The organism is Streptomyces sp. NPDC006332 (assembly GCF_040612855.1).
Taxonomy (GTDB): Bacteria; Actinomycetota; Actinomycetes; order Streptomycetales; family Streptomycetaceae; genus Streptomyces.
Genome location: NZ_JBEXRA010000043.1, coordinates 62,665 through 82,594 on the forward strand (window position 1 = coordinate 62,665; position 19,930 = coordinate 82,594).

A 19,930-nucleotide genomic window follows, 5' to 3' on the forward strand; every position below is an offset into this window, starting at 1 on the left:
CAGCGCATCTGGAGACCCGGATGAGCGCAGACCACACCTCCCACCCCCTTTGTCCCATGCACCGCGTGACCTTCCCCGAGTCCGGTCCGCCCCGGCCGACCTCCCTCGCCACCGGCACCCCGGTCTGGCTCGTGACCCGGTACGCCGAAGCGCGTCAGGTACTCATGGACCCCCGCTTCGACCGGCGGTCCCTGCACGCCGACGACGCGCCGCCACTGCTTGTCGTACCGAACCTGCTGGACTCCCCGGACGGGCTCATCAACCAGGACGGGCCCGCCCACCAGAGGCTGCGCGGCACGGTCCAGCGGGCGTTCACCCCCCGTGCCGTCGCCCGCTGGCGGCCCTGGGTGGCCTCGGTGGTGGAAGCCCTCCTCGACGAGTTCGCCGAGCGGCCCCCGCCCCGCCGACATCATCGAGGGGTTCACGCGTCCGCTGCCGGTCTCGGTCATCTCCCGGCTGATGGGTCTCGGCCACGCGGACTGGGAACGCATCCGCTCCTGGGCCGACCACGCCCTGTCCGGCGGCGCGCACACCGCCGAGGAAGTCGGCCGCGCGATGCGGGAGTTCGGGGTCTTCGCCGCCGACCTGGTCGCCGAGCGCCGCAAGGAACCGGGCGACGACCTGGTGAGCGCGCTGGTGGCGGCGGGCGACGGGGTCAGGATCGAGGAACGGCACCTGGTCATGCTGGTGCTGGGGCTGGTCGTGGCCGGCCACGAGACGACCATGACCGCACTCGGCAACATCGTCGTCCACCTCCTCACCGACGCGAAGGATGCCTGGCCGGGGCTGGCCGAGAGCGAGGAGGCGGCCGCGACGGCGGTCGAACAGCTGCTGCGGACCGTCCCGCTCAGCGAGGGCAGGGTGCTGCCCGGTCTGATCCGCCGGGCCCTCACCGACGTCGAGATCGGCGGAGTGACGATCCCGGCGGGCAGTGTGGTCGCGGTCCAGCTCAACTCGGCCAACCGGGACCCGGACGTCTTCCCGCCCGGCCCGCCCGACCTGTTCGCACCGCTGAACCCGCCCAGCGTGGCCTTCGGCGCCGGCCCGCACCACTGCCTCGGCGCCTGGCTCGCCCGCCTGGAACTCGGTATGGCCCTGCACCGGCTGGCCGTCCGCTTACCCCGCCTGCGCGCCGAGTTCACGCCCGACACCATCGAGTGGCGGGAGGGCCAGATGACGCGCGGTCCCCGACGACTGCCGGTGTCCTGGTGAGCGTCCCTTCGAGGCTCGAAGTCCCGAAGGCTCCACGGCACGAGAACACGACGGCACGCGCGCGCCCCCATCACGCCGTGCGCCCGTGGACGGTCCGCGACCGGAATTCGCCCGGCCCGTAGCATGACCCCTGCAATCGGAAATGATCATGCTAGGAGCGGATCGTGCGAGATATCGCCGTGTTCAGCGGGAGCGCCCATCCCGAGCTGGCCCAGGAGGTCTGCGCGCATCTCGGCGTGCCGCTCAGCCCCACCCGGGTCAGCCGGTTCGCCAATGACTGTCTGGAGATACAGCTCCAGGCCAACTGCCGGGAACGGGATGTCTTCCTCATCCAGCCGCTGGTCAAGCCGGTCCAGGAGCATCTGGTGGAGCTGCTGCTGATGTGCGACGCGGCGCGCGGGGCCTCGGCCGGCCGGATCAGTGTCGTGATGCCGCACTACTCCTACGCCCGCTCCGACAAGAAGGACGAGCCCCGCATCTCCCTCGGCGGGCGGCTGGTCGCCGATCTGCTGGTGTCCGCGGGCGCCAGCCGGGTCCTGGCGATGACCCTGCACTCGCCGCAGGTGCACGGCTTCTTCTCGGTCCCGGTGGACCACCTGCACGCGCTGCGCGAGCTCGCCGCCCACTTCCGGCAGTACGACCTGTCCCGCACCACCGTCGTCTCGCCGGACCTCGGCAACGCCAAGGAGGCCGCCGCGTTCGCCCGGATGATCGGCGCGCAGGTGGCGGCCGGCGCCAAACAGCGGTTCGCGGACGACCGCGTCAGCATCAGCTCCGTCATCGGCGAGGTCGCCGGGCGGGACGTCATCGTGCTGGACGACGAGATCGCCAAGGGCAGCACGGTGCTGGAACTCCTCGACCGGCTGCGGGAGTTGGGACCGCGCTCGATCCGGGTGGCCTGCACGCACGGGCTGTTCGCGGCCGGAGCGCTGAAGCGGATCGGGGAGCAGCCCGACGTCCTGGAGATCGTGTGCACCAACACCGTGCCGGTCCCCGAGGAGGAGCGCACCGAGAAGCTGCGCATCCTCACCGTCGCCCCGGCGCTCGCCGAGGCCGTACGCCGGATCCACAACGGCGAGTCCGTCAGCGCCCTGTTCGACGCGCCACCGACCGAGTAGCCGGCGCGCCGCGAGGGCGGTACGCGAAGAGGCTCGCGGTCACACCCAGCCGGACGTGGCCTCCGGCTGTTCCAGGGCCGCGTCCAGCGTCGGCATCGGTGGGAGCAGCCGGGCCAGCCCGGTGACCCGCAGGACGCGCAGGGTGAGCGGATGCGTGCACACCAGGAGTAACCGTCCGCCCCCGTCCCGCACCCGCGCCCGGGCGCGGTAGAGCAGTCGCAGCCCGGAGCAGTCGAAGAACTCCACGCCGCTGAGGTCGATCACCAGACGGGTGTCGGGCCGTCCCGTCACATGGTCCAGATGCGGGATGATCTCCATGGCCGCGGCGATGTCGATCTCTCCGTGTAACTCCAGCACCGTGTGTCCCCGGTCCTGGTGGATGCGCAGATGCCGTGCGAGCGGTGCGGGTTCCTGCTGCACGACTCCATCGCCTCCAACCGGCTCCCAGGGCGGCAGGGAAGATCCCAAACCCCTTGCCCGCTCTGCAAGTTACCCTCGATGGAGCAAATTTGAGCATGTTCGATTGACATATGTCATCGAATTGCGACCGACGACTATCGAATTGCGACCAACGACTTACGACAGGGCCTGCCAGGCCTTGGTGAGCGCCTCCCGGAACTGCTGGGTCTGGTGCCGTGTGAGGTCCCGCACCATCCGCTCCTCCAGCTCCCGGACGAGACCCGCGTGGTGCGCGAGCAGCTCGCGGCCCGCGTCGGTCAGCAGGATCAGCAGCTCGCGACGGTTGCGGGGATTGCGCTCCCGGTGCACCAGCCCGCGGTTCTCCAGGGATCGTACGAGATCGGCGGTCGACTGGGCGGTCACGAACGAGTCGCGGGCCAGTTGCGCGGCGGACAGTCCGTCGTGTCGCTCCAGGACCGTGAGCGCGGTGTACTGGAGAGCGGTGATCCCCGACGGCTTGACCAGCTCGTCCAGCCGGGAGCGCGCGACGAGCTCCACCTGTTTCACCATGTAGAGGAGCGACGGGGTCGCCTTGGTCGCCTGGGAGTCGAGCATGAGTTCACCCTAGAGCATTGACAGGAAACCTGTCTGTAAAGAGACTGCGAACCAACAGGAATCCTGTTTGTTGAAATCTTGGCAATGAGGCTGAGGAGTGGCGATGACCACCTTCGAGATCGAACCCGGCCGGCTGTTCATCGGGGGCCAGTGGCGCGAGGCCGCGGACGGAGCGCGCACCGAGGTGGTCGACCCGTCCCGGGGCGCGGTCGTCACGACCGTCGCGGAGGCGGGCGCGGCCGATGTGGACGACGCCGTACGCGCCGCCCGTGAGGCCTTCGACGGGGGTGCCTGGTCAGGGCTGAGCGGCCGCGAGCGGGGCCGGATCCTGCATCGTGTCGCCGACCTGATCCGGGAGAACGCCGACGACATCGCGTACCTGGAGAGCCTCGACGTGGGCAAGCCGATCACGCTGTGCCACGCCGTCGACGTGACGAACGCGGCCAACGACTACGAGCACTTCGCCGCCCTCGCCCACTCGCTGCACGGCTCGAACCGTGACACCCCCATGAACGCCCTCGCCTACACCCGGCGTGAGCCGATCGGCGTGGTCGCCGCGATCACGCCCTTCAACTTCCCGCTGATCCTTGCCGGATCCAAGATCGCCCCGGCGCTGGCGGCCGGGAACACGGTCGTGCACAAACCAGCCGACGAGACCCCGCTCAGTGCCCTCTACATGGCCCGCCTCTTCCAGAAGGCGGGGGTCCCGGACGGTGTGGTCAACATCGTCACCGGCGCCGGTCCGGTGGTCGGGGAGGCGCTGCTGCGGCACAGCGGCGTCGACAAGATCGCCTTCACCGGCTCCACCGCCGTGGGCCGGCACGCCGCGAGCGTCGCCGGGCAGGCCCTCAAGCCCGTCACCATGGAACTCGGCGGCAACGCGGCCCACGTGGTCTTCGAGGACGCCGACCTGGAGAAGGCGGTCGGCGCCGTCATCAAGGGCTTCGTCTTCAACACCGGCCAGTTCTGCATGGGCGGCCCCAGGCTGCTGGTGGCGCGCCCGGTGTACAGCACTCTCCTCGGCATCCTCGCCGAGGCCGTCCCCGGTGTACCGGTCGGCGACCCGCGCCGGGCCGAGACCGTCGTCGGGCCGATGGCGGGGGAGAAGCACCTGAGGAAGGTCGAGGAGTACGTCGCCCTGGCCCGCAAGGAGGGCGGCCGCGTGGTCTGCGGCGGTGAGCGTCTCGACCTGGACGGCGGCTACTACTACAAGCCCACCGTGATCGCGGACCTCCCCAACGACTCCCGGGTGGTGCAGGAGGAGATCTTCGGCCCGGTCCTGACCGTGCAGCCCTTCGACTCCGAGGAGGAGGCCGTCACCCTCGCCAACTCCACGCCGTACGGGCTGGCCTCCGGCGTCCAGACCGGCAACCTCGCCCGTGCCCACCGGGTCGCCGAACGGCTCCAGGCGGGCATCGTGTGGATCAACGACTGGGCGATGCTCGACCCCGCGGTGCCGTTCGGCGGGGTCAAGGACTCCGGCTTCGGCCGCGAGTACGGGCCCGAGGCGTTCGCCGCCTACACCAAGGTCAAGTCCGTCGTCGTCTCGCTCGACTGAGCGCGCTCTCCAAGGAGTTCCTGCGATGTCCCTCACCACCCGCGCCGCCGTCGTCGAGTCCGGCGGGGCACCCTTCACCCTCAGCGACGTCGAGCTCGACGAGCCCGGCGCGCACGAGGCGGTCGTCCGGATGGTCGCCACCGGCCTGTGCCACACCGACCTCGGTGTGGCGAGCGGCGGCCTGCCCTTCCCCCTCCCCGGAGTTCTCGGGCACGAGGGCGCGGGCGTCGTCGAGGCGGTCGGGTCCGCCGTCACCGGCGTCGCCCCCGGCGATCATGTCGTGCTGTCCTTCACCTCCTGCGGCGACTGCCGCAACTGCCGGGGCGGCCACCCCGCGTACTGTGCCGGCTGGCTGCCGCTGAACCTCATCGGCGGCCGGCGCGCCGACGGCACCAGCACCATCAGCCGCGACGGGGTGCCGCTCGGCGGTCACTTCTTCGGCCAGTCCTCGTTCGCCGAACGGGCGTTGGTCGACGAGCGCAGCCTCGTCAAGGTCGACCCGGAGGTACCGCTGGAGTCGATCGCGCCGCTGGGCTGCGGAGTGCAGACGGGTGTCGGCGCCGTCTGGAACGTGCTGAAGCCGGTCACCGGCAGCACCATCGTGGTCCTCGGCGCCGGAGCCGTCGGACTGTCGGCGGTCATGGCGGCCGCCCTCAGCCCCGCCACCACCGTCGTCGCCGTCGACCGGGTGGCCGAACGCCTGCAACTCGCCAAGGAGCTGGGCGCCACCCACACCGTCATCGCGGGTGAGAGGGACCTCGGTGAGGCGCTCGCGGAGATCACCGGCGGTCAGGGCGCGGACGGCGTGGTGGAGACCACCGGCAACGTCGGCGTGCTGCGCCAGGGGGTCGACGCGCTCGCCGCCCGCGGCACCCTGGTCGTCGTCGGCGCCCCGCCGTTCGGCACCGAGGTCGCCCTGGACGTCAACGGGATGCTCGGCGGCAAGCAGGTCGTGGGACTGACCCTCGGTGACGCCGAGACACAGACGTTCATCCCCGCCCTGGTCCGGCTGGTGAAGGAGGGGCGGCTCCCGCTGCACCGCCTGATCAGCACGTATCCGTTCGCGGACATCGACCAGGCGGTGCGCGACATGGGCGCGGGCAAGGCGATCAAGCCGGTGCTCACGTTCTGAAACGGCCGTTGCCCACGTTTTGACGCGACCGACCGGAAACCGGCTCAGTCGACCGTGAGGACCAGCTTCCCCGTGGTCCGGCCGGTCTCGCCCAGCGCGTGCGCCTCGGCGGCATCGGCCAGCGGGAAGGTGCCGGCGATCGTGGGCCTCAGCCTGCCCTGCTCGACGAGGTCCGCGATCGCCCTCATCCCGGCCCGGTCGGCGTCCACGAGCATCCTGAGCGCCCGTACGCCGAGCCGCTCGGCCTCCTCGAGGAACTCCTCCGATCCGACCGGCAGGATCGACACCACGATCCCGCCCGGCCGCAGGACGCGCAGCGAGCGCACCGAGGTCTCGTCGCCCAGTGTGTCCAGCACGACGTCGACGTCCTTCACCGCGTCGACGAAGTCCGTCTCCCGGTAGTCGATCGCCTCGTCCACGCCGATCCCGCGCAGGAAGTCGTGCTTGCCCGCGCTCGCGGTACCGATCACATACGCGCCCCGCGCCTTGGCGATCTGCGCGGCGACGTGCCCGACACCGCCGGCCGCGGCGTGGATCAGCACCCGCTGCCCCGGCTGGAGGTCCGCGTTCTCGACCAGGGCCTGCCACGCCGTCAGGGAGACCAGCGGCAGCGCGGCGGCCTGGGTGTGGTCGATCACGGACGGCTTGTGGGTGAGGGCACGCACCGGGGCGATGACGTACTCGGCGTGCGAGCCGTGGCCGTACGGGTACGGCAGCATGCCGAAGACCTCGTCGCCGGGCCGGAACGTGGCCACGCCGACGCCGACCGCCTCGACCACACCGGACACGTCCCAGCCGAGCACGAAGGGCGGCTGGCCGAGGAAGGCACCGAACGCCCGGTGCTTCCAGTCGGTCGGGTTGACCCCGGCGGCGCGCACCCGCACCAGTACCTCATTCGCACGTGGCTGCGGACGCGCCAGCTCCATTTCCTTCAGCACCTCGGGACCGCCGAGGACGTCCTGACTGATGGCTCGCATCGTGTTCTCACTGCTCATGCGCACCAGCCTGCCGGAGAGGCCCCACCCAAGGGAATGGCACGATTGCCAACCTTCGATAGGATCGTGCCATGAGTGGCGAACAGCGGGTGGAACGGGTCGTGGTGCTGGCCCTGGACGGTGTGTATCCCTTCGAACTGGGCATCCCCAGCCGGATCTTCGGCGCGGCGGGCGGCCGGTACGAGGTGCTGACCTGCAGCGTCGACGGACAACCCGTGCGCACCAACGCCGACTTCACGATCGGTGTCGAGCACGGGCCCGAGATCCTGGCGACGGCCGACACGGTCGTGGTCGCCTCCATGGCGTCCTCGCACATCCCCACCGAGCTGTCCGCCGAGCTCGCCGACGCGCTCGCCCTGATCCGCCCGGACGCGCGGATCGTGTCCATCTGCACCGCCGCCTTCGTCCTGGCCGCGGCGGGCCTCCTCGACGGCCGGAAGGCCACCACGCACTGGCATGTCGCCGACCTGTTCCGGCGCACGTATCCGAACGTCGACCTCGACCCCGATGTGCTCTTCGTGCACGACGGCCGGATCCTCACCTCCGCGGGCGCGGCCTCCGGCGTCGACGTCTGCCTGCACGTCGTCCGCACCGACCACGGCGGCGAGATGGCCAACTGGGTGGCCCGCTGCTGCGTGGTACCCCCCTTCCGGGAGGGCGGCCAGGCCCAGTACATCGAGCAGCCCGTCCCCGAGCTCGGCGCCGTCAGTACGGCCGCCACGCGCGCGTGGGCGCTGGAACGCCTCCATGAACCGCTCACCCTGGCCGACCTCGCCGCCCACTCCCGGATGAGCCTGCGCACCTTCGCCCGCCGTTTCAACGACGAGGTCGGCCTCAGTCCGGGCCGCTGGCTGATCCAGCAGCGGGTGACCCGGGCCCGTCACCTGCTGGAGGCGAGCGACCTGTCGGTGGACCAGATCGCCGGCCAGGTCGGGTTCGCCACGGCCGCCTCGCTGCGCCAGCACCTGCGGGCCGCGATCGGGGTCGCGCCGCAGACGTACCGGCGCACCTTCAAGGCATCCGCCGTCGCCCGCTGACGTCGCGGACGGCTCTCACCGGCTCGCGTGCAGGGCGACCAGCAGCTGCCACACCTGGTCGGCGATGTGGGCGGCGTCGGCTTCGAGGTGCCCGTGCAGCCAGTCGGCCAGCACTCCGGCGAAGGTTGCGGCGACGGCGGAGGCGACCAGCGGGGCGTCGGCCGCGCCCGCGAGTTCGCGCTCGCGCAGGCTGTAGGCCCGCAGGTCCCGGTTCAGGACACGCCCCAGCGGTCCGCCGCCGCCCGGGGTGAGCAGGGCCCGGTACAGCGCGGCATGCGGGGCGAGGGAGGCGAAGAACTCCGCCAGCGCGGGCGGCGCGTGCACCGGATCGGGGCGTCCGCGCCAGGCGTGCAGCGCCTCGACGGCCTCCCGTACGACGTCCGCGCAGGCGTCGACCGCCAGCGCCTCCAGGTCGGCGTAGTGGACGTAGAACGTCGCCCGGCCGACCCCCGCCCGCCGCACCAGCGCGGCCACGCCGACCTCCGACAGGGGGCGCTCGGCGCACTCGTCGAGGAGGGCCCGGCGCAGTCGCTCACGGGTGCGCGCGGCCCGCGGGTCCCCGGGTCCGCCGCGGGTCATCGCGCGAGCAGGACGGCGCCCAGGGCGAGTGCGCCCGGCAGAGCCTGCGCGAACAGGATGCGACGGTTCGCCGTGACGCCGCCGTACACACCCGCGACCACGACACAGCACAGGAAGAACACCTGGGCGCGGAAACCGGTCGGATCGGCGGCGATCAGACCCCACACCAGACCCGCGGCGAGGAATCCGTTGTAGAGCCCCTGGTTGGCGGCCATGGGGGCGGTCGCCCGGGCCATCTCGGCATCGAAGCCGTGCAGCGATCTGCCCGGCTTCTTCTGCCACAGGAACATCTCCAGCACCAGGATGTAGGCGTGCAGGGCGGCCACCAGCCCGACCAGCACATTCGCGACCGTCTCCACGCGCGGACACTCCTTCATATCGACTTCGTACCGACAAACTCTTGGACAGGTGTCCATCATACATGGACACCTGTCCAAGAGTCCCGCCGCGGAGTCGATCCGCGCCCCGCTCACGCATCCCGCGCCGCGTACACCCGCTCGCCTCCCACATACGTCAGGGCCACCCTCGACCGCGCGATCGCCTCCGGGGGCCCGTCGAACGGATCGCGGTCCAGGACCACCAGATCCGCCAGCGCCCCCACCCGCACCTGACCGGTGTCGTCGAGGTGGTTCACATACGCCGACCCCGCCGTGTACGCGGTCAACGCCTCGGTGAGGCCGATGCGTTCGGAGGGCAGGAAGACCGGCGGGCCGCCGCCCGGGGGCACCCGGTTGACCGCGACATGGATGCCGTGCAGGGGATCGGGGCTGCTGACCGGCCAGTCACTGCCCGCGGCGAGCGTGGCGCCGGAGCGCAGCAGCGCGCCGAACGGGTACTGCAGGGCGGCGCGTTCGGATCCCAGGAAGGGAATGGTCAGCTCGTCCATCTGCGGCTCGTGCGCGGCCCACAGCGGCTGGATGTTGGCGGTGGCCCCGAGGCGTGCGAACCGCGGCACGTCGTCGGGGTGCACCACCTGGAGGTGCGCCAGATGCGGCCGGGTGTCGGTCGGCCCGTTGGCCGCGCGCGCCGCCCCGATGGCGTCCAGGGCGTCGCGTACGGCCCGGTCGCCCAGCGCGTGGAAGTGGCACTGGAACCCGAGAGCGTCCAACTCGGTCACGTACTTGGGGAGTTGAGCGGCCTCGATGAAACTGGTCCCCCGGTTGGCGGTGGCGCAGCCGCAGCTGTCCAGATACGGCTCCAGCAGCGCGGCCGTACCCGTCTCCGCGACCCCGTCCAGCATCAGTTTGACGCTGCCCGCGCGGAACCGGCCCCGGCTCAACTCCTTTCTCCGCTCGACCAGTTCGGAAATCTGCTCGGGCCCGCGCTCCCGGTCCCACCACAGGGCGCCCACCACCCGCGCGGTGAGCGAACCGTCCCGGGCGGCGGCCAGATACGCGTCCGACGGATCGTCCATGCCGAGGAAGTCCCCGACGAGGGCGTCCTGCCAGGCGGTGACGCCGAGCGCGTGCAGATGGCGCTGGGCGTGCAGCAGGGCCGCCAGCCGGTCGGCGGGAGTGGCCGGGGGAGTGAGCCGCCCGACCAGCTGCATCGCGCCCTCCTGCAAGGTCCCGCTCGGCTCGCCGGACGCGTCCCGTTCGATGCGTCCGTCCGCCGGATCCGGGGTCTGCCGGGTGATGCCGGCGCGGGCCAGGGCGCGGCTGTTCACCCAGGCGCCGTGGTGGTCGCGGTTGGGCAGGTAGACCGGCCGGTCGGGGACCACCGCGTCCAGCAGTTCCCTCGTCGGCGTGCCGCCCGCGAACGCCTCCATCGACCAGCCGCCGCCGGTGATCCACTCCCGCTCCGGATGCGCGTCGGCGTAGGCGCGCACGACGGCTACGGTCTCGTCCGCGGTCCTGGTCCCGGTCAGGTCGCACTGCCCGAGTTCCAGGCCGGCCGGTACCGGATGGACGTGCGCGTCCTGGAACCCGGGCAGCAGCAGCCGTCCGGCCAGGTCGACCACGGTGGTCCGGGGCCCGGCGAGGTCGTGCACCTCGTCGCGTCCGACGGCGGTGACCCGCCCGCCGGTGACCGCGACGGCGGTGGCGGTGCGGCCCTCGGGGGTGAGGACCGGGCCGCCGGTGAAGAGGAGATCTGCGTACATGTCCCGTTCCCGGTGAGGTCAGTGCGGGGTGGCGGCGAGCAGCTGCGGGGCGTCGGCGTCGGTGCCCTCGCCGGTGCGGAAGTACGGGGATCTGCGCACCCACCGGGCCCAGGCGGCGGCCACGAAGCCGGACGTGATCATCAGCACGGGGGTGAGCAGCAGGAACCAGCCGTTGTCCGCACGCAGTTCGAGATGGTCGGTGGAGGTGTAGAAGGACCAGGCGAGGTAGCCGCCGAGTCCCAGCAGGGCCGTCGCGCTGAGCGTGGGCAGCACCACTGCCCGTACGCCCTGCCGCCAGTCCTCGCGCAGCAGCGACCGGAAGCGGACCGCGGCGGCGAGAGCGGTCAGCGCGTACGAGAGGGCGACCACGATGCCCACCGCGTTCACCGTCGCCATGATCATGTCCGAGAGTCGCGGGATGACCAGGGCGAGCACCGCGACCGCCGTCGCCAGGGCGCCGATCAGCAGGGTCCCGGCCGCCGGCGTGCCGTACCGGGGGCTGACCTTGGACCACACCGGGCCCAGGGTGCGGTCCCGGCTCATCGCGAACATCGCGCGGGCCGTCGGGATCACCCCGGCCTGCAGCGAGGCGACCGCCGAGAACATCAGGGCCACCAGGGGTAGCGCGGCCAGCGGCTGGGACGCCAGCCGGTCCCCGAAGAACGCCAGCCCCTGGGCCCCATGCCCCGCCAACTCCCCCTCGGACAGCACCCGTTGGAAGGCGATCGAGCCGAGCAGGAACAGCCCCAGCATGGTCACCAGGGTGGTGATGCCGGCCCGGGACGCGTCCCGTGGGTCGCGCACCTCCTCGTTCACACTGAACGCGGCCTCGAAGCCCCAGTAGCAGAACACCGACAGCAGCATGCCCTGGGCGAGCGCCGACGCCGACGGGATCGCGAACGGGTCGAACCAGCTCAGGCTGAAGGCGTGCGGGCCGGTGACGATGCCGTATCCGCAAAAGCCCAGCAGGACGACGTACTCGAAGACCAGCAGTCCGGTCTGCAGCCGCGCCGCCGTCCGGACACCGGTGACGGCGGTCAGGGTGACCGCGGCCAGGGTCACGATCCCGAGCGCGGTGGTCTGCGCGGTCGACCCCGGATCCAGCGCGAGCGAGCCCAGCCGGTGCACACCGGCCTCCCCGGCCAGCTGGATCAGGGCCGAGCCGGTGACCGCCGTGGTGTACGCGAGGAACGCCACCGTCGCCACGATGTTCACCCAGCCGACCATGAAGCCGAGCCACGGGTGGAGCGAACGGCCCACCCACACGTATCCGTTGCCCGCGTTGGGCTCCACCCGGTTCAGCCGGGAGTAGGCGCCGGCGATTCCCAGCACCGGAAGGAACGCCAGCAACATGATCGCCGGAAGGTGGAGACCGACCACGCCCGCCGTGACACCGAGCCCGATGCCGATGCTGGTGGTCGCGGCCGTGCTGGACGCGGCGATCGCCACGCCGTCCAGCACACCGAGGGACCTGCGCAGGGCGGGCCGCGCGGGTGGGTCGACGTCGACTCTGAGGGGCTGGTCGGACATGGTGTGGTCTCCGCTCGCACCGGGGGGCCCGATCGGCCCCGGTGAGCCGCCATGAAACTGCCGGGGGCCTTAACAGGTCAACGGTGTTGTCATAAGGTGCGCGCATCCGCCCCTGGAGGCACCCATGACCGACCGTGTCGTCCCACCCGCCGGCCGGCGGCGCCGACGCCCGACCAAACAGGGCGTCGTGCTGTCCGAGGAACTGATCGTCGCCACCGCGCTGCGGCTGATCGAGGAGCACGGCGCCGACGCGCTGTCCGTACGCCGTCTCGGCCTCGCCCTGGGCGCCGACCCCAGCTCCCTGTACCGCTACTTCCGCCGCACCGACGACCTGATGCTGGCCATCGCCGACGAACTGATCGGCCGTACCCTGCGCACCTGGCGGCCCGGCGGCGACTGGGCCGCCGACCTGCGGGACCTGGGCCTGCGCATGCACGCCGGTGCCCTCGCCCATCCCCGGGCGGCCGTGCTCAGCTCCTACCGGGTCACCGGGCGGGCGTACGAGATCCAGGCCGTCGAGGCGATCCTCGGTGTCCTGCGCGAGGCCGGTTTCCCCGACCCCGAGGCGGTGCGGATCTACCACGCCTTCGTCGACCAGGCACTCGCCTTCGGCGCCCTCGACTCGGCGAGCGCGGCCATGCCGCGAGCCGCCCGGGAGGCGGAGGCGGCCGTGTGGCGCGCCACCTACGCCCGGCTGCCCGCCGAGAGCCACCCGCACATCGCGGCGACGGCCCGCCACCTGATCGCCGAGATGCCCCGCAGCTCCTATCCGGCGGCCCTGGACCTGTTGCTGGACACGGCGGCGGCACGGCTGGCGGTGATCGGGGCGCAAGGGGCGTCGCGCCGCGGTGGGCGGCCGGTCACCGTTCGTCGGGAAGGCGGGTCACCGTGAGCGACCGGTCCCCGTTCGCCGGGAAGTCCGGTCACCGTGAGCGGCCGGTCACCGACTGAATCGGGCGGCTCGGGATATCCGCAAGGAAGAGGGCCGGGCACAGACGTCCCGCGCCCCGAACCCTTCGGAGGAGTCATGGTCTTGGTGAAAGCGGGTGTCATCGTGCTCGACTGCGCCGAGCCGGAGAAGCTCGCGGTGTTCTACAAGGAACTGCTGGAGGCCGAGCAGACACACGAGAGCGCCAACCGGGTGGAGATCAGGGCCGACGACGGGCTTCGGATCGCCTTCCGGCGTGACGTGAACGCGACGCCACCGAGCTGGCCCCGTCCCGAGAACGCCCTCCAGGCCCACCTGGACTTCGTGGTGGAGGACCTGGACGACGCGGAGCGCAGGGTCATCGGGCTCGGCGGGCGGCCGCTGGAGACCAAGGACGCCAGCGGGCCGTACGAGGAACGCGGTTTCGCCGACCCGGCCGGCCACTCCTTCACCCTTCGCCTGGTCCCGTCGACGGCGCCCAAGCAGGGCTGAGGGGTCCTTTCACTATGCCCGTCCGATCAGGTCGCTCATAGTGAAAGGACCCCTGAGCGCCGTCCGAACCGGCGGCCGGGGAGCGGGTCAGTCCCGGCCGCCCTTCTCCTCGGAGGGCCAGGCACCGGTGGAGCGCTCGATGGCCGTGGCGCCCGCGCGATCCACCGCGCTGCGCACCACGGCGAAGATGGCGCCCTGGACCGCGGCGGCGAAAAGGATCTCTCCCCAGCCGCGGTCCCGGTCCAGCGCGTCGGGCGCGTCGTCCTCGTGCCGGATCACCTTCCAGGTCTTCTGGAAGGCCAGTCCGGCCAGCGTCCCGCTCGTCCAGCCCAGCAGGAAGCCGATGGGCTTGTAGGCGAGGGGCATCTTTTTCTTCTTCGCCATGTCACTCTCCTTCGTGTGTGAGCGGGTCTTCAGCGGGTCGGACTTCAGCGGGTGGGCCGGTGCTCTGCCGGAACCGTCTCGGCCGCCGGAGCCGGCCCCGGCGGGGTCCCGTCACCGAACGGACGGCCGCCCAGTTCCTCCCGGTGATGAGGGGTCAGCCAGCCCGACAGATCCGGCCCCAGGGGCACGATTCCGGTCGGGTTGATACCGGTGTGCACCTGGTGGTAGTGCCGCTTGATGTGGTCGAAGTCGACCGTGTCGCCGAAGCCGGGGGTCTGGTAGAGATCGCGGACGTACGCCCACAGGACCGGGTTCTCCGCCAGTTTCCAGCGGTTGCACTTGAAGTGACCGTGGTAGACCGCGTCGAAACGGACCAAAGTGGTGAACAGTCGGATGTCCGCCTCGGTGAGGGTGTCGCCGACGAGATAGCGCTGCCGGGCAAGCCGCGGCGTCAGCAGCTCCAGGCGACGGAACACACCGGCGCAGGCGGCCTCGTACTCCTCCTGACCGGTCGCGAAGCCCGCCCGGTACACCCCGTTGTTGACGTCCTCGTAGACCTCCGCCATCACCGAGTCGATCTCGTCGCGCAGCGCCGCCGGATACAGGTCGGGCGCCCCCTCCCGGTGCAGGGCCGTCCACTCGGTGGCGAGGTCCAGGGTGATCTGCTGGTAGTCGTTGGTGACCAGCTTGCCGCTGGGCACGTCCACGATCGCGGGCACGCTCACCCCGCCCGGGTAGTCCCGCTCCCGCGCGTCATAGGCCTCGCTGAGGAAGCGGATGCCGAGGACCGGGTCGCGGTCGTCCGGATCCAGGGTGAAGCGCCAACTGCGGTCGTCCTGGATCGGGTCGGCGATCGCGAGGGAGAGGGCGTCCTCCAGACCGAGCAGGCGCCGGGAGACCAGCGCCCGGCTCGCCCACGGACAGGCGCGGCTGGCCACCAGGCGGTAGCGGCCGGCCTCCACCGGCCAGCCGTCGCGGCCGTCCGCGGTGATCCGGTCCGCGAAGTGGCTCTTGGACCGCTTGAACGCCTTCCTTCCGTACCCGCTGTTGCCGTCCTCGCCGGCGGTCATGCCGTCCTCCCTGCTGTCCCTTGCGGTACGCCCGCCACTGTGCTCCGCGGTACGCCTGCCCTGGTGAACGCGTTCCCCGTTTTCCGCCGACGGCACGGTGTGAGTCGAAATGACCGGGGCAGTCGGCGGAGGTGACAGGGACATCCTCAAGTCAGAAGGCCGACCGGAAGACACGCGTCACGGTGCTCGTGGCGCTCGCCGCGAACCTGGTGATCGCGGTCGCCAAAGCCGTGGGCGGGATCTTCGCCGCCTCACCGGCGCTCCTCTCCGAAGCCGCGCACTCCGTCGCCGACAGCCTCAACGAGGTCTTCCTCCTGGCGGCGCTGCGCCGCAGCCGCCGCCCCGCCGACCGGCGCCACCCCTTCGGCTACGGCAAGGAGCGCTTCTTCTGGTCGCTGCTCGCGGCCGTCGGGATCTTCGTGATGGGCGGCTGCTTCTCCTTCTTCCAGGGCATCGACGCGCTCCGCAACGGGGCCGAGGAGAAGCACAGCGGATACGTGGCGGGCCTGATCGTGCTGGGCGTCGCCCTGCTCGCCGAGGGGGCCTCGCTGATCAGGGCGCTGTACCAGGTGCGCCGCCAGGGCCGGGGCATGGACGGCCTGCGTGACCCGGCGCTGCGCACGGTCGTCGCCGAGGACGGCACGGCGGTGCTGGGCGTCACGCTCGCGATGATCGGCATGGCGCTGCACATGGTCACCGGGCAGGTGGTGTGGGAGGCGTCCGCCTCACTGACGATCGGCGCGCTGCTCGTCTACGTCGCCTACCGGCTGGGACGCGAGGCACGGGACCAGCTGATCGGAGAGGCGGCCGACCCGGAGGCGAGCGGCCGGATCCGGGCCCTGCTGGACGCCCAGCCCGAGATCGACAGCGTGGAGGCGCTGTTCACGATGAAGATGGGCCTGGACTCGGTCCTGGTCGCCGCCCGCGTCGACCTGATGCCCGGAATGGACAGCGAACGGGTCGAGGAGGTCGCCGTACGGATCAAGCGGTCGATCGCCGACCTCGTCCTGGAGGCGGACCAGATCTTCCTCGACGTGACCGACCGGCCTGCCGCCGAGACACGAGAAAGCCCCGCCGCGACGGGGGAGCGCGGCGGGGCCTGACCCTCGGGTGCCCGGCGGACGCAGGTCCATGCGTCCGCCGGGCGATATTTTTCCGACGGATTCAGTTCCCGTTGACGGGCTCCAGCACAAAGACCGGAATCTCCCGTTCTGTCTTCTTCTGGTAGTCGTCGTACGGGGGATAGGCCGCGACGGCACGCTCCCACCACTCGGCCTTCTCCGCCCCGGTGACCTCACGGGCCGTCATGTCCTGCTTCACCGGGCCGTCCTGGAGCTCGACCTGGGGATCGGCCTGGATGTTGTGGTACCAGACGGGGTGTTTGGGTGCCCCGCCCTGGGAGGCGACCACGGCGTAACGCCCCTCGTGCTCCACACGCATCAGCGGCGTCTTGCGAATCTTGCCGCTCTTCGCACCCCGGGTCGTCAGCAGGATGACCGGCATCCCCGTGTCCATCAGGGTCGTCCCCTTGGTGCCGCCTGAGCTCTCGTACAGCTCCACCTGGTCGCGCACCCACTGCGTCGGGCTGGGTTCGTACTCGCCCTGAAGAGGCATGGCATCCGTCCCATCGTCATCGACTACGGCTTGCTCGCGGCACGGTTCACCATCGAACCGGCGAGATCCATCCTTACTCTTTTCCCTTACGACACCAAAGGGCACCCCTGGCTATTACTTCACCGGTAATCGCGCGGACGGCCCGCGTGCGGCACCGTCGTGGACGACCCGGCACGCCAGCCGTCCGTCCCAGTGAGAGGGCCGCCCATGACCATGACTTCCGTCCCGACGACCCGTACCGTGGTCCAGGACCTGCTGCTGCGGATCGGCGAGGGCGACCCGGAGCGGATCGCCGAGCTGTACGCCGAGCGGGCCGACTGGAAGCTGAACTGGCCCGAAGGCGAGCACGGCAGTGCCGAGACTCCCTGGATCCGGCACCGGGCCACCCGGGCCGACGCCGCGGCCCACTACCGCGAACTGGCCGCCCATCACCTCCCTGGGCAGGCGGGCACGGAGATCGAACGCGTCCTGGTGGACGGTTCGGACGCCGTGGTGCTCGGCGAGATCCGGCAGACCGCCGCGGCCACCGGGCGCCTCTATCGCGCCAGGTTCGCCCTCCACCTCACCGTCGAGGACGGCCTGATCGTCCGACACCACGTGTACGAGGACAGCCTCGCGGTTGCTCGCGCCTTCACCCCGTGACCGGCCGGCCCGCGCACGCCTGGGACCGTCGGCCCGCTCACTGAGGAGCCACGAGCATCCGCGCCGCCAGGGCCGTCATCACGCCGCTCGACACCAGCGCCGTCACCAGTCGCCCCCGGTGCCCGGTCAGGGCACGGCCCAGCAAGGCGCCGCCACCGGCGAGCAGCACCTGCCAACTCGCGGAAGCGGTGAAGGCCGCCAGCACGAACACCCCTTGTTCCAGGGGCCGTACGGCGTCCTCGGCCCGGGTGCCCAGCACCAGCGCGGTGAAGTAGACCACGGTGGTCGGGTTGAGCAGGGTGATCCCGAGCAGTCCCAGAAAGGCCCGCATCGGGCCCGGCGGAGGCGGGTCCGAACGGGTGGCGAGGCGGTGGCCCCGGTACCGGCGTACGGCCGTGACCGCGCCCCCGACCGCCAACACGATCAGCACCAGCGCGGAGGCCCAGCGCAGCGGTCCCAGCACCGGCCGCAGGGCACCGGCGAGAGCGGCGCCGCCGAGCGTGGCCACCAGGGCGTACAAACCGTCGGCGTTCGCGACGCCGAGCGCGGCGCAACTCCCGGTCCGCCACGACGTACGAGCGGTGAGGGAGACCAGATAGGTACCGACCGCGCCGACCGGCACGGCGATGCCGTACCCCGCGAGCAGCCCCGCGACGAGCGCGGCGGTCATGAGCGTGGCGGCGTCGCACTCCACCGTCGGCCGGACTGCTGCCGGCCGCGCCCCGGACGGTCGGCTGTGGCGGCGGGCGGCAGAAGGGCATCGATCGTAGACATGGCCAGATCCTGGGGGTACGGACCGCGCGGCGACAACCCGTTTTCCCAGGGCCTGGGACGTCCGCCGCCTGAGGCACCGGGGCGAATGCCGTCCTCCGATGCGCGGGCGCGAAGCGATCATCCCCGGCCAGATTGCGCGCGTCGCTGATCTGGCCGAACTTGTCATCGCCTCATAGATGCCTGGAGCATCTAATGAAGATCTGCACGACGTTCTCCCTGTCTGCGAGGTCTCCATGCCAGAAACGGAATCCGTCGCCTTCCCGCAGGACCGCACCTGTCCCTATCACCCGCCGACCGCCTACGACCCGCTGCGCGAGACCCGGCCACTGACCCGGATCGAGCTCTTCGACGGCCGTCCGGCCTGGCTGGTCAGCGGGCACGCCACCGCCCGCGCCCTGCTGGCCGACCGGCGTCTGTCCACCGACCGCACCCACCCCGACTTCCCCGCGCCCACGGCCCGCTTCGCCGCGGCCCGGAACCGGAAGACCGCGCTGCTGGGCGTCGACGGCCGGGAGCACCAGGCCCAGCGGCGGATGATGATCCCCGCCTTCACCCTGAAACGCGCCACCGAACTGCGTCCGCGCATCCAGCAGGTCGTCGACGAACGCCTGGACGCGATGATCGCGCAGGGGCCGCCCGCCGAGCTTGTGAGCGCCTTCGCGCTGCCCGTGCCCTCGACGGTGATCTGTGCTCTGCTCGGTGTCCCCTACGCCGACCACGACTTCTTCGAGGGCGAGTCACGACGGCTGCTGCGTGGACCGACGGCCGAGGACACCTCGGACGCTCGTGACCGACTGGAGGCGTACCTGGGCGAGTTGATCGACCACAAGCAGAAGCAGCCGGAGCCCGGGGACGGAGTGCTGGACGAACTCGTCCACCAGCGGCTGCGCGACGGTGAACTCGACCGTCAGGAGGTGATCGCCCTCGCGCTCATCCTGCTGGTCGCGGGCCACGAGACCACCGCCAACATGATCTCGCTGGGCACCTACACGCTCCTGCGACACCCCGACCGGCTGGCCGAGTTGCGCGCCGACCCCGCGCTGCTGCCCACCGCGGTCGAGGAGCTCATGCGGATGCTGTCGATCGCCGACGGGCTGCTGCGGTTGGCCACCGACGACATCGAGGTGGCGGGGACGACGATCCGCGCGGGCGACGGCGTGGTCTTCGCGACCTCGGTCATCAACCGCGACGAGGGCGTCTACCCCGACCCCGACACCCTGGACTGGCAACGGTCCGCGCGCCACCACGTCAGTTTCGGCTTCGGCATCCACCAGTGCCTCGGCCAGAACCTGGCCCGCGCCGAACTGGAGATCGCCCTGCGGACCCTCTTCGACCGACTGCCCACGCTCCGCCTCGCGGCCCCGGCGGACGAGATCCCCTTCAAGCCCGGCGACACGATCCAGGGGATGCTGGAACTCCCCGTGACCTGGTAGGGGCTGCGGTCATGCACATCGACATCGACAGGGACGTCTGTATCGGCGCGGGCCAGTGCGCCCTCGCCGCGCCGGGCGTCTTCACCCAGGACGAGGACGGCCTCAGCACCCTGCTGCCGGGCCGGGAGGACGGCGCCGGCGACCCGATGGTCCGGGAGGCGGCCCGGGCCTGCCCGGTCACCGCCATCACGGTGTCCGAGACGGTGCGCTGAGCCTCGACAGGGCTCGGCGGAGGTCTCGCGGGGTGGTGGTTGCCGCCTGGCCGAGTTCGACGCCCGCTACACCCAGGACGGCGACGGCGTGCACGGCGCCAGGGC

At 71.4% G+C, this 19,930-nt stretch carries 21 protein-coding genes and 1 pseudogene; 11 read left to right on the forward strand and 11 right to left on the reverse strand.

The window, feature by feature from the left end; translation table 11 throughout:
* Nucleotides 1-20 precede the first annotated feature (20 nt).
* Nucleotides 21-1,212 (forward strand): annotated as a pseudogene (locus ABZ027_RS31175) (cytochrome P450).
* Between the two features lie 164 nt (nt 1,213-1,376).
* Nucleotides 1,377-2,330, forward strand: coding sequence for a ribose-phosphate diphosphokinase (locus ABZ027_RS31180; RefSeq protein ID WP_356774099.1), 954 nt, complete (start codon nt 1,377-1,379; stop codon nt 2,328-2,330).
* Nucleotides 2,331-2,369: 39 nt separating this feature from the next.
* On the opposite strand, the gene ABZ027_RS31185 is transcribed toward ABZ027_RS31180, so the two are convergent.
* Together ABZ027_RS31185 and ABZ027_RS31190 are read right to left on the reverse strand one after the other, a co-directional pair.
* Nucleotides 2,370-2,750, reverse strand: coding sequence for an anti-sigma factor antagonist (locus ABZ027_RS31185; protein ID WP_356774101.1), 381 nt, complete (start codon nt 2,748-2,750; stop codon nt 2,370-2,372).
* 156 nt (nt 2,751-2,906) lie between these two features.
* On the reverse strand, nt 2,907-3,344 hold the full coding sequence (locus tag ABZ027_RS31190; protein ID WP_356774103.1) for a MarR family transcriptional regulator: 438 nt from the start codon (nt 3,342-3,344) through the stop codon (nt 2,907-2,909).
* Nucleotides 3,345-3,447: 103 nt separating this feature from the next.
* Between ABZ027_RS31190 and ABZ027_RS31195 the strand changes: the two genes are divergently transcribed.
* Both ABZ027_RS31195 and ABZ027_RS31200 read left to right on the forward strand, forming a co-directional pair.
* Entirely contained in the window at nt 3,448-4,902 is a 1,455-nt protein-coding gene (locus ABZ027_RS31195) for an aldehyde dehydrogenase family protein (protein ID WP_356774105.1), read from the forward strand.
* Between the two features lie 25 nt (nt 4,903-4,927).
* Entirely contained in the window at nt 4,928-6,034 is a 1,107-nt protein-coding gene (locus ABZ027_RS31200) for an NAD(P)-dependent alcohol dehydrogenase (RefSeq protein WP_356774107.1), read from the forward strand.
* Nucleotides 6,035-6,078: 44 nt separating this feature from the next.
* Here ABZ027_RS31200 and ABZ027_RS31205 read toward each other — a convergent pair whose 3' ends face one another.
* Nucleotides 6,079-7,029, reverse strand: coding sequence for an NADP-dependent oxidoreductase (locus tag ABZ027_RS31205; RefSeq protein ID WP_356774109.1), 951 nt, complete (start codon nt 7,027-7,029; stop codon nt 6,079-6,081).
* Nucleotides 7,030-7,100: 71 nt separating this feature from the next.
* On the opposite strand from ABZ027_RS31205, the gene ABZ027_RS31210 reads away from it, so the two are divergent.
* Nucleotides 7,101-8,066 (forward strand): helix-turn-helix domain-containing protein, encoded by a 966-nt coding sequence (locus ABZ027_RS31210; protein ID WP_356774111.1) that lies wholly within the window; start codon nt 7,101-7,103, stop codon nt 8,064-8,066.
* Nucleotides 8,067-8,081: 15 nt separating this feature from the next.
* Here ABZ027_RS31210 and ABZ027_RS31215 read toward each other — a convergent pair whose 3' ends face one another.
* From ABZ027_RS31215 to ABZ027_RS31230, 4 genes are all read right to left on the reverse strand, one after another.
* The gene (locus ABZ027_RS31215; RefSeq protein WP_356774113.1) at nt 8,082-8,645 is read right to left on the reverse strand and encodes a TetR/AcrR family transcriptional regulator; all 564 of its coding nucleotides are present in this window, start codon (nt 8,643-8,645) and stop codon (nt 8,082-8,084) included.
* Nucleotides 8,642-9,004, reverse strand: coding sequence for a DUF1304 domain-containing protein (locus ABZ027_RS31220; protein ID WP_356774115.1), 363 nt, complete (start codon nt 9,002-9,004; stop codon nt 8,642-8,644). The genes ABZ027_RS31215 and ABZ027_RS31220 overlap by 4 nt, the downstream gene beginning before the upstream one ends.
* A gap of 110 nt (nt 9,005-9,114) precedes the next feature.
* Nucleotides 9,115-10,746, reverse strand: coding sequence for an amidohydrolase (locus ABZ027_RS31225; protein WP_356774117.1), 1,632 nt, complete (start codon nt 10,744-10,746; stop codon nt 9,115-9,117).
* 18 nt (nt 10,747-10,764) lie between these two features.
* Nucleotides 10,765-12,276, reverse strand: a complete 1,512-nt coding sequence (locus ABZ027_RS31230) for an APC family permease (protein WP_356774119.1) — start codon at nt 12,274-12,276, stop codon at nt 10,765-10,767.
* Nucleotides 12,277-12,400: 124 nt separating this feature from the next.
* Here ABZ027_RS31230 and ABZ027_RS31235 point away from each other — a divergent pair, with 124 nt between their 5' ends.
* On the forward strand, nt 12,401-13,168 hold the full coding sequence (locus ABZ027_RS31235; protein ID WP_356774121.1) for a TetR/AcrR family transcriptional regulator: 768 nt from the start codon (nt 12,401-12,403) through the stop codon (nt 13,166-13,168).
* Nucleotides 13,169-13,303: 135 nt separating this feature from the next.
* Entirely contained in the window at nt 13,304-13,696 is a 393-nt protein-coding gene (locus ABZ027_RS31240) for a VOC family protein (protein ID WP_356774123.1), read from the forward strand.
* Between the two features lie 87 nt (nt 13,697-13,783).
* Here the strand turns inward: ABZ027_RS31240 and ABZ027_RS31245 are convergent, their stop codons facing one another.
* Together ABZ027_RS31245 and ABZ027_RS31250 are read right to left on the reverse strand one after the other, a co-directional pair.
* Nucleotides 13,784-14,080, reverse strand: coding sequence for a DUF4235 domain-containing protein (locus ABZ027_RS31245; RefSeq protein ID WP_356774125.1), 297 nt, complete (start codon nt 14,078-14,080; stop codon nt 13,784-13,786).
* 44 nt (nt 14,081-14,124) lie between these two features.
* Entirely contained in the window at nt 14,125-15,150 is a 1,026-nt protein-coding gene (locus ABZ027_RS31250; RefSeq protein ID WP_356774127.1) for a glutathione S-transferase C-terminal domain-containing protein, read from the reverse strand.
* 131 nt (nt 15,151-15,281) lie between these two features.
* On the opposite strand from ABZ027_RS31250, the gene ABZ027_RS31255 reads away from it, so the two are divergent.
* Entirely contained in the window at nt 15,282-16,253 is a 972-nt protein-coding gene (locus ABZ027_RS31255) for a cation diffusion facilitator family transporter (RefSeq protein ID WP_356774129.1), read from the forward strand.
* Between the two features lie 61 nt (nt 16,254-16,314).
* On the opposite strand, the gene ABZ027_RS31260 is transcribed toward ABZ027_RS31255, so the two are convergent.
* The gene (locus ABZ027_RS31260) at nt 16,315-16,764 is read right to left on the reverse strand and encodes a nitroreductase family deazaflavin-dependent oxidoreductase (protein ID WP_356774131.1); all 450 of its coding nucleotides are present in this window, start codon (nt 16,762-16,764) and stop codon (nt 16,315-16,317) included.
* 213 nt (nt 16,765-16,977) lie between these two features.
* On the opposite strand from ABZ027_RS31260, the gene ABZ027_RS31265 reads away from it, so the two are divergent.
* On the forward strand, nt 16,978-17,406 hold the full coding sequence (locus ABZ027_RS31265) for a nuclear transport factor 2 family protein (protein ID WP_356774141.1): 429 nt from the start codon (nt 16,978-16,980) through the stop codon (nt 17,404-17,406).
* 37 nt (nt 17,407-17,443) lie between these two features.
* On the opposite strand, the gene ABZ027_RS31270 is transcribed toward ABZ027_RS31265, so the two are convergent.
* A complete protein-coding gene (locus ABZ027_RS31270) occupies nt 17,444-18,076 on the reverse strand; it encodes a LysE family transporter (protein WP_356774143.1) in 633 nt (210 codons plus the stop codon).
* 337 nt (nt 18,077-18,413) lie between these two features.
* On the opposite strand from ABZ027_RS31270, the gene ABZ027_RS31275 reads away from it, so the two are divergent.
* Entirely contained in the window at nt 18,414-19,613 is a 1,200-nt protein-coding gene (locus tag ABZ027_RS31275; RefSeq protein ID WP_356774133.1) for a cytochrome P450, read from the forward strand.
* Between the two features lie 11 nt (nt 19,614-19,624).
* Nucleotides 19,625-19,825 (forward strand): ferredoxin, encoded by a 201-nt coding sequence (locus ABZ027_RS31280; RefSeq protein WP_356774135.1) that lies wholly within the window; start codon nt 19,625-19,627, stop codon nt 19,823-19,825.
* The last annotated feature ends 105 nt before the right edge of the window (nt 19,826-19,930 follow it).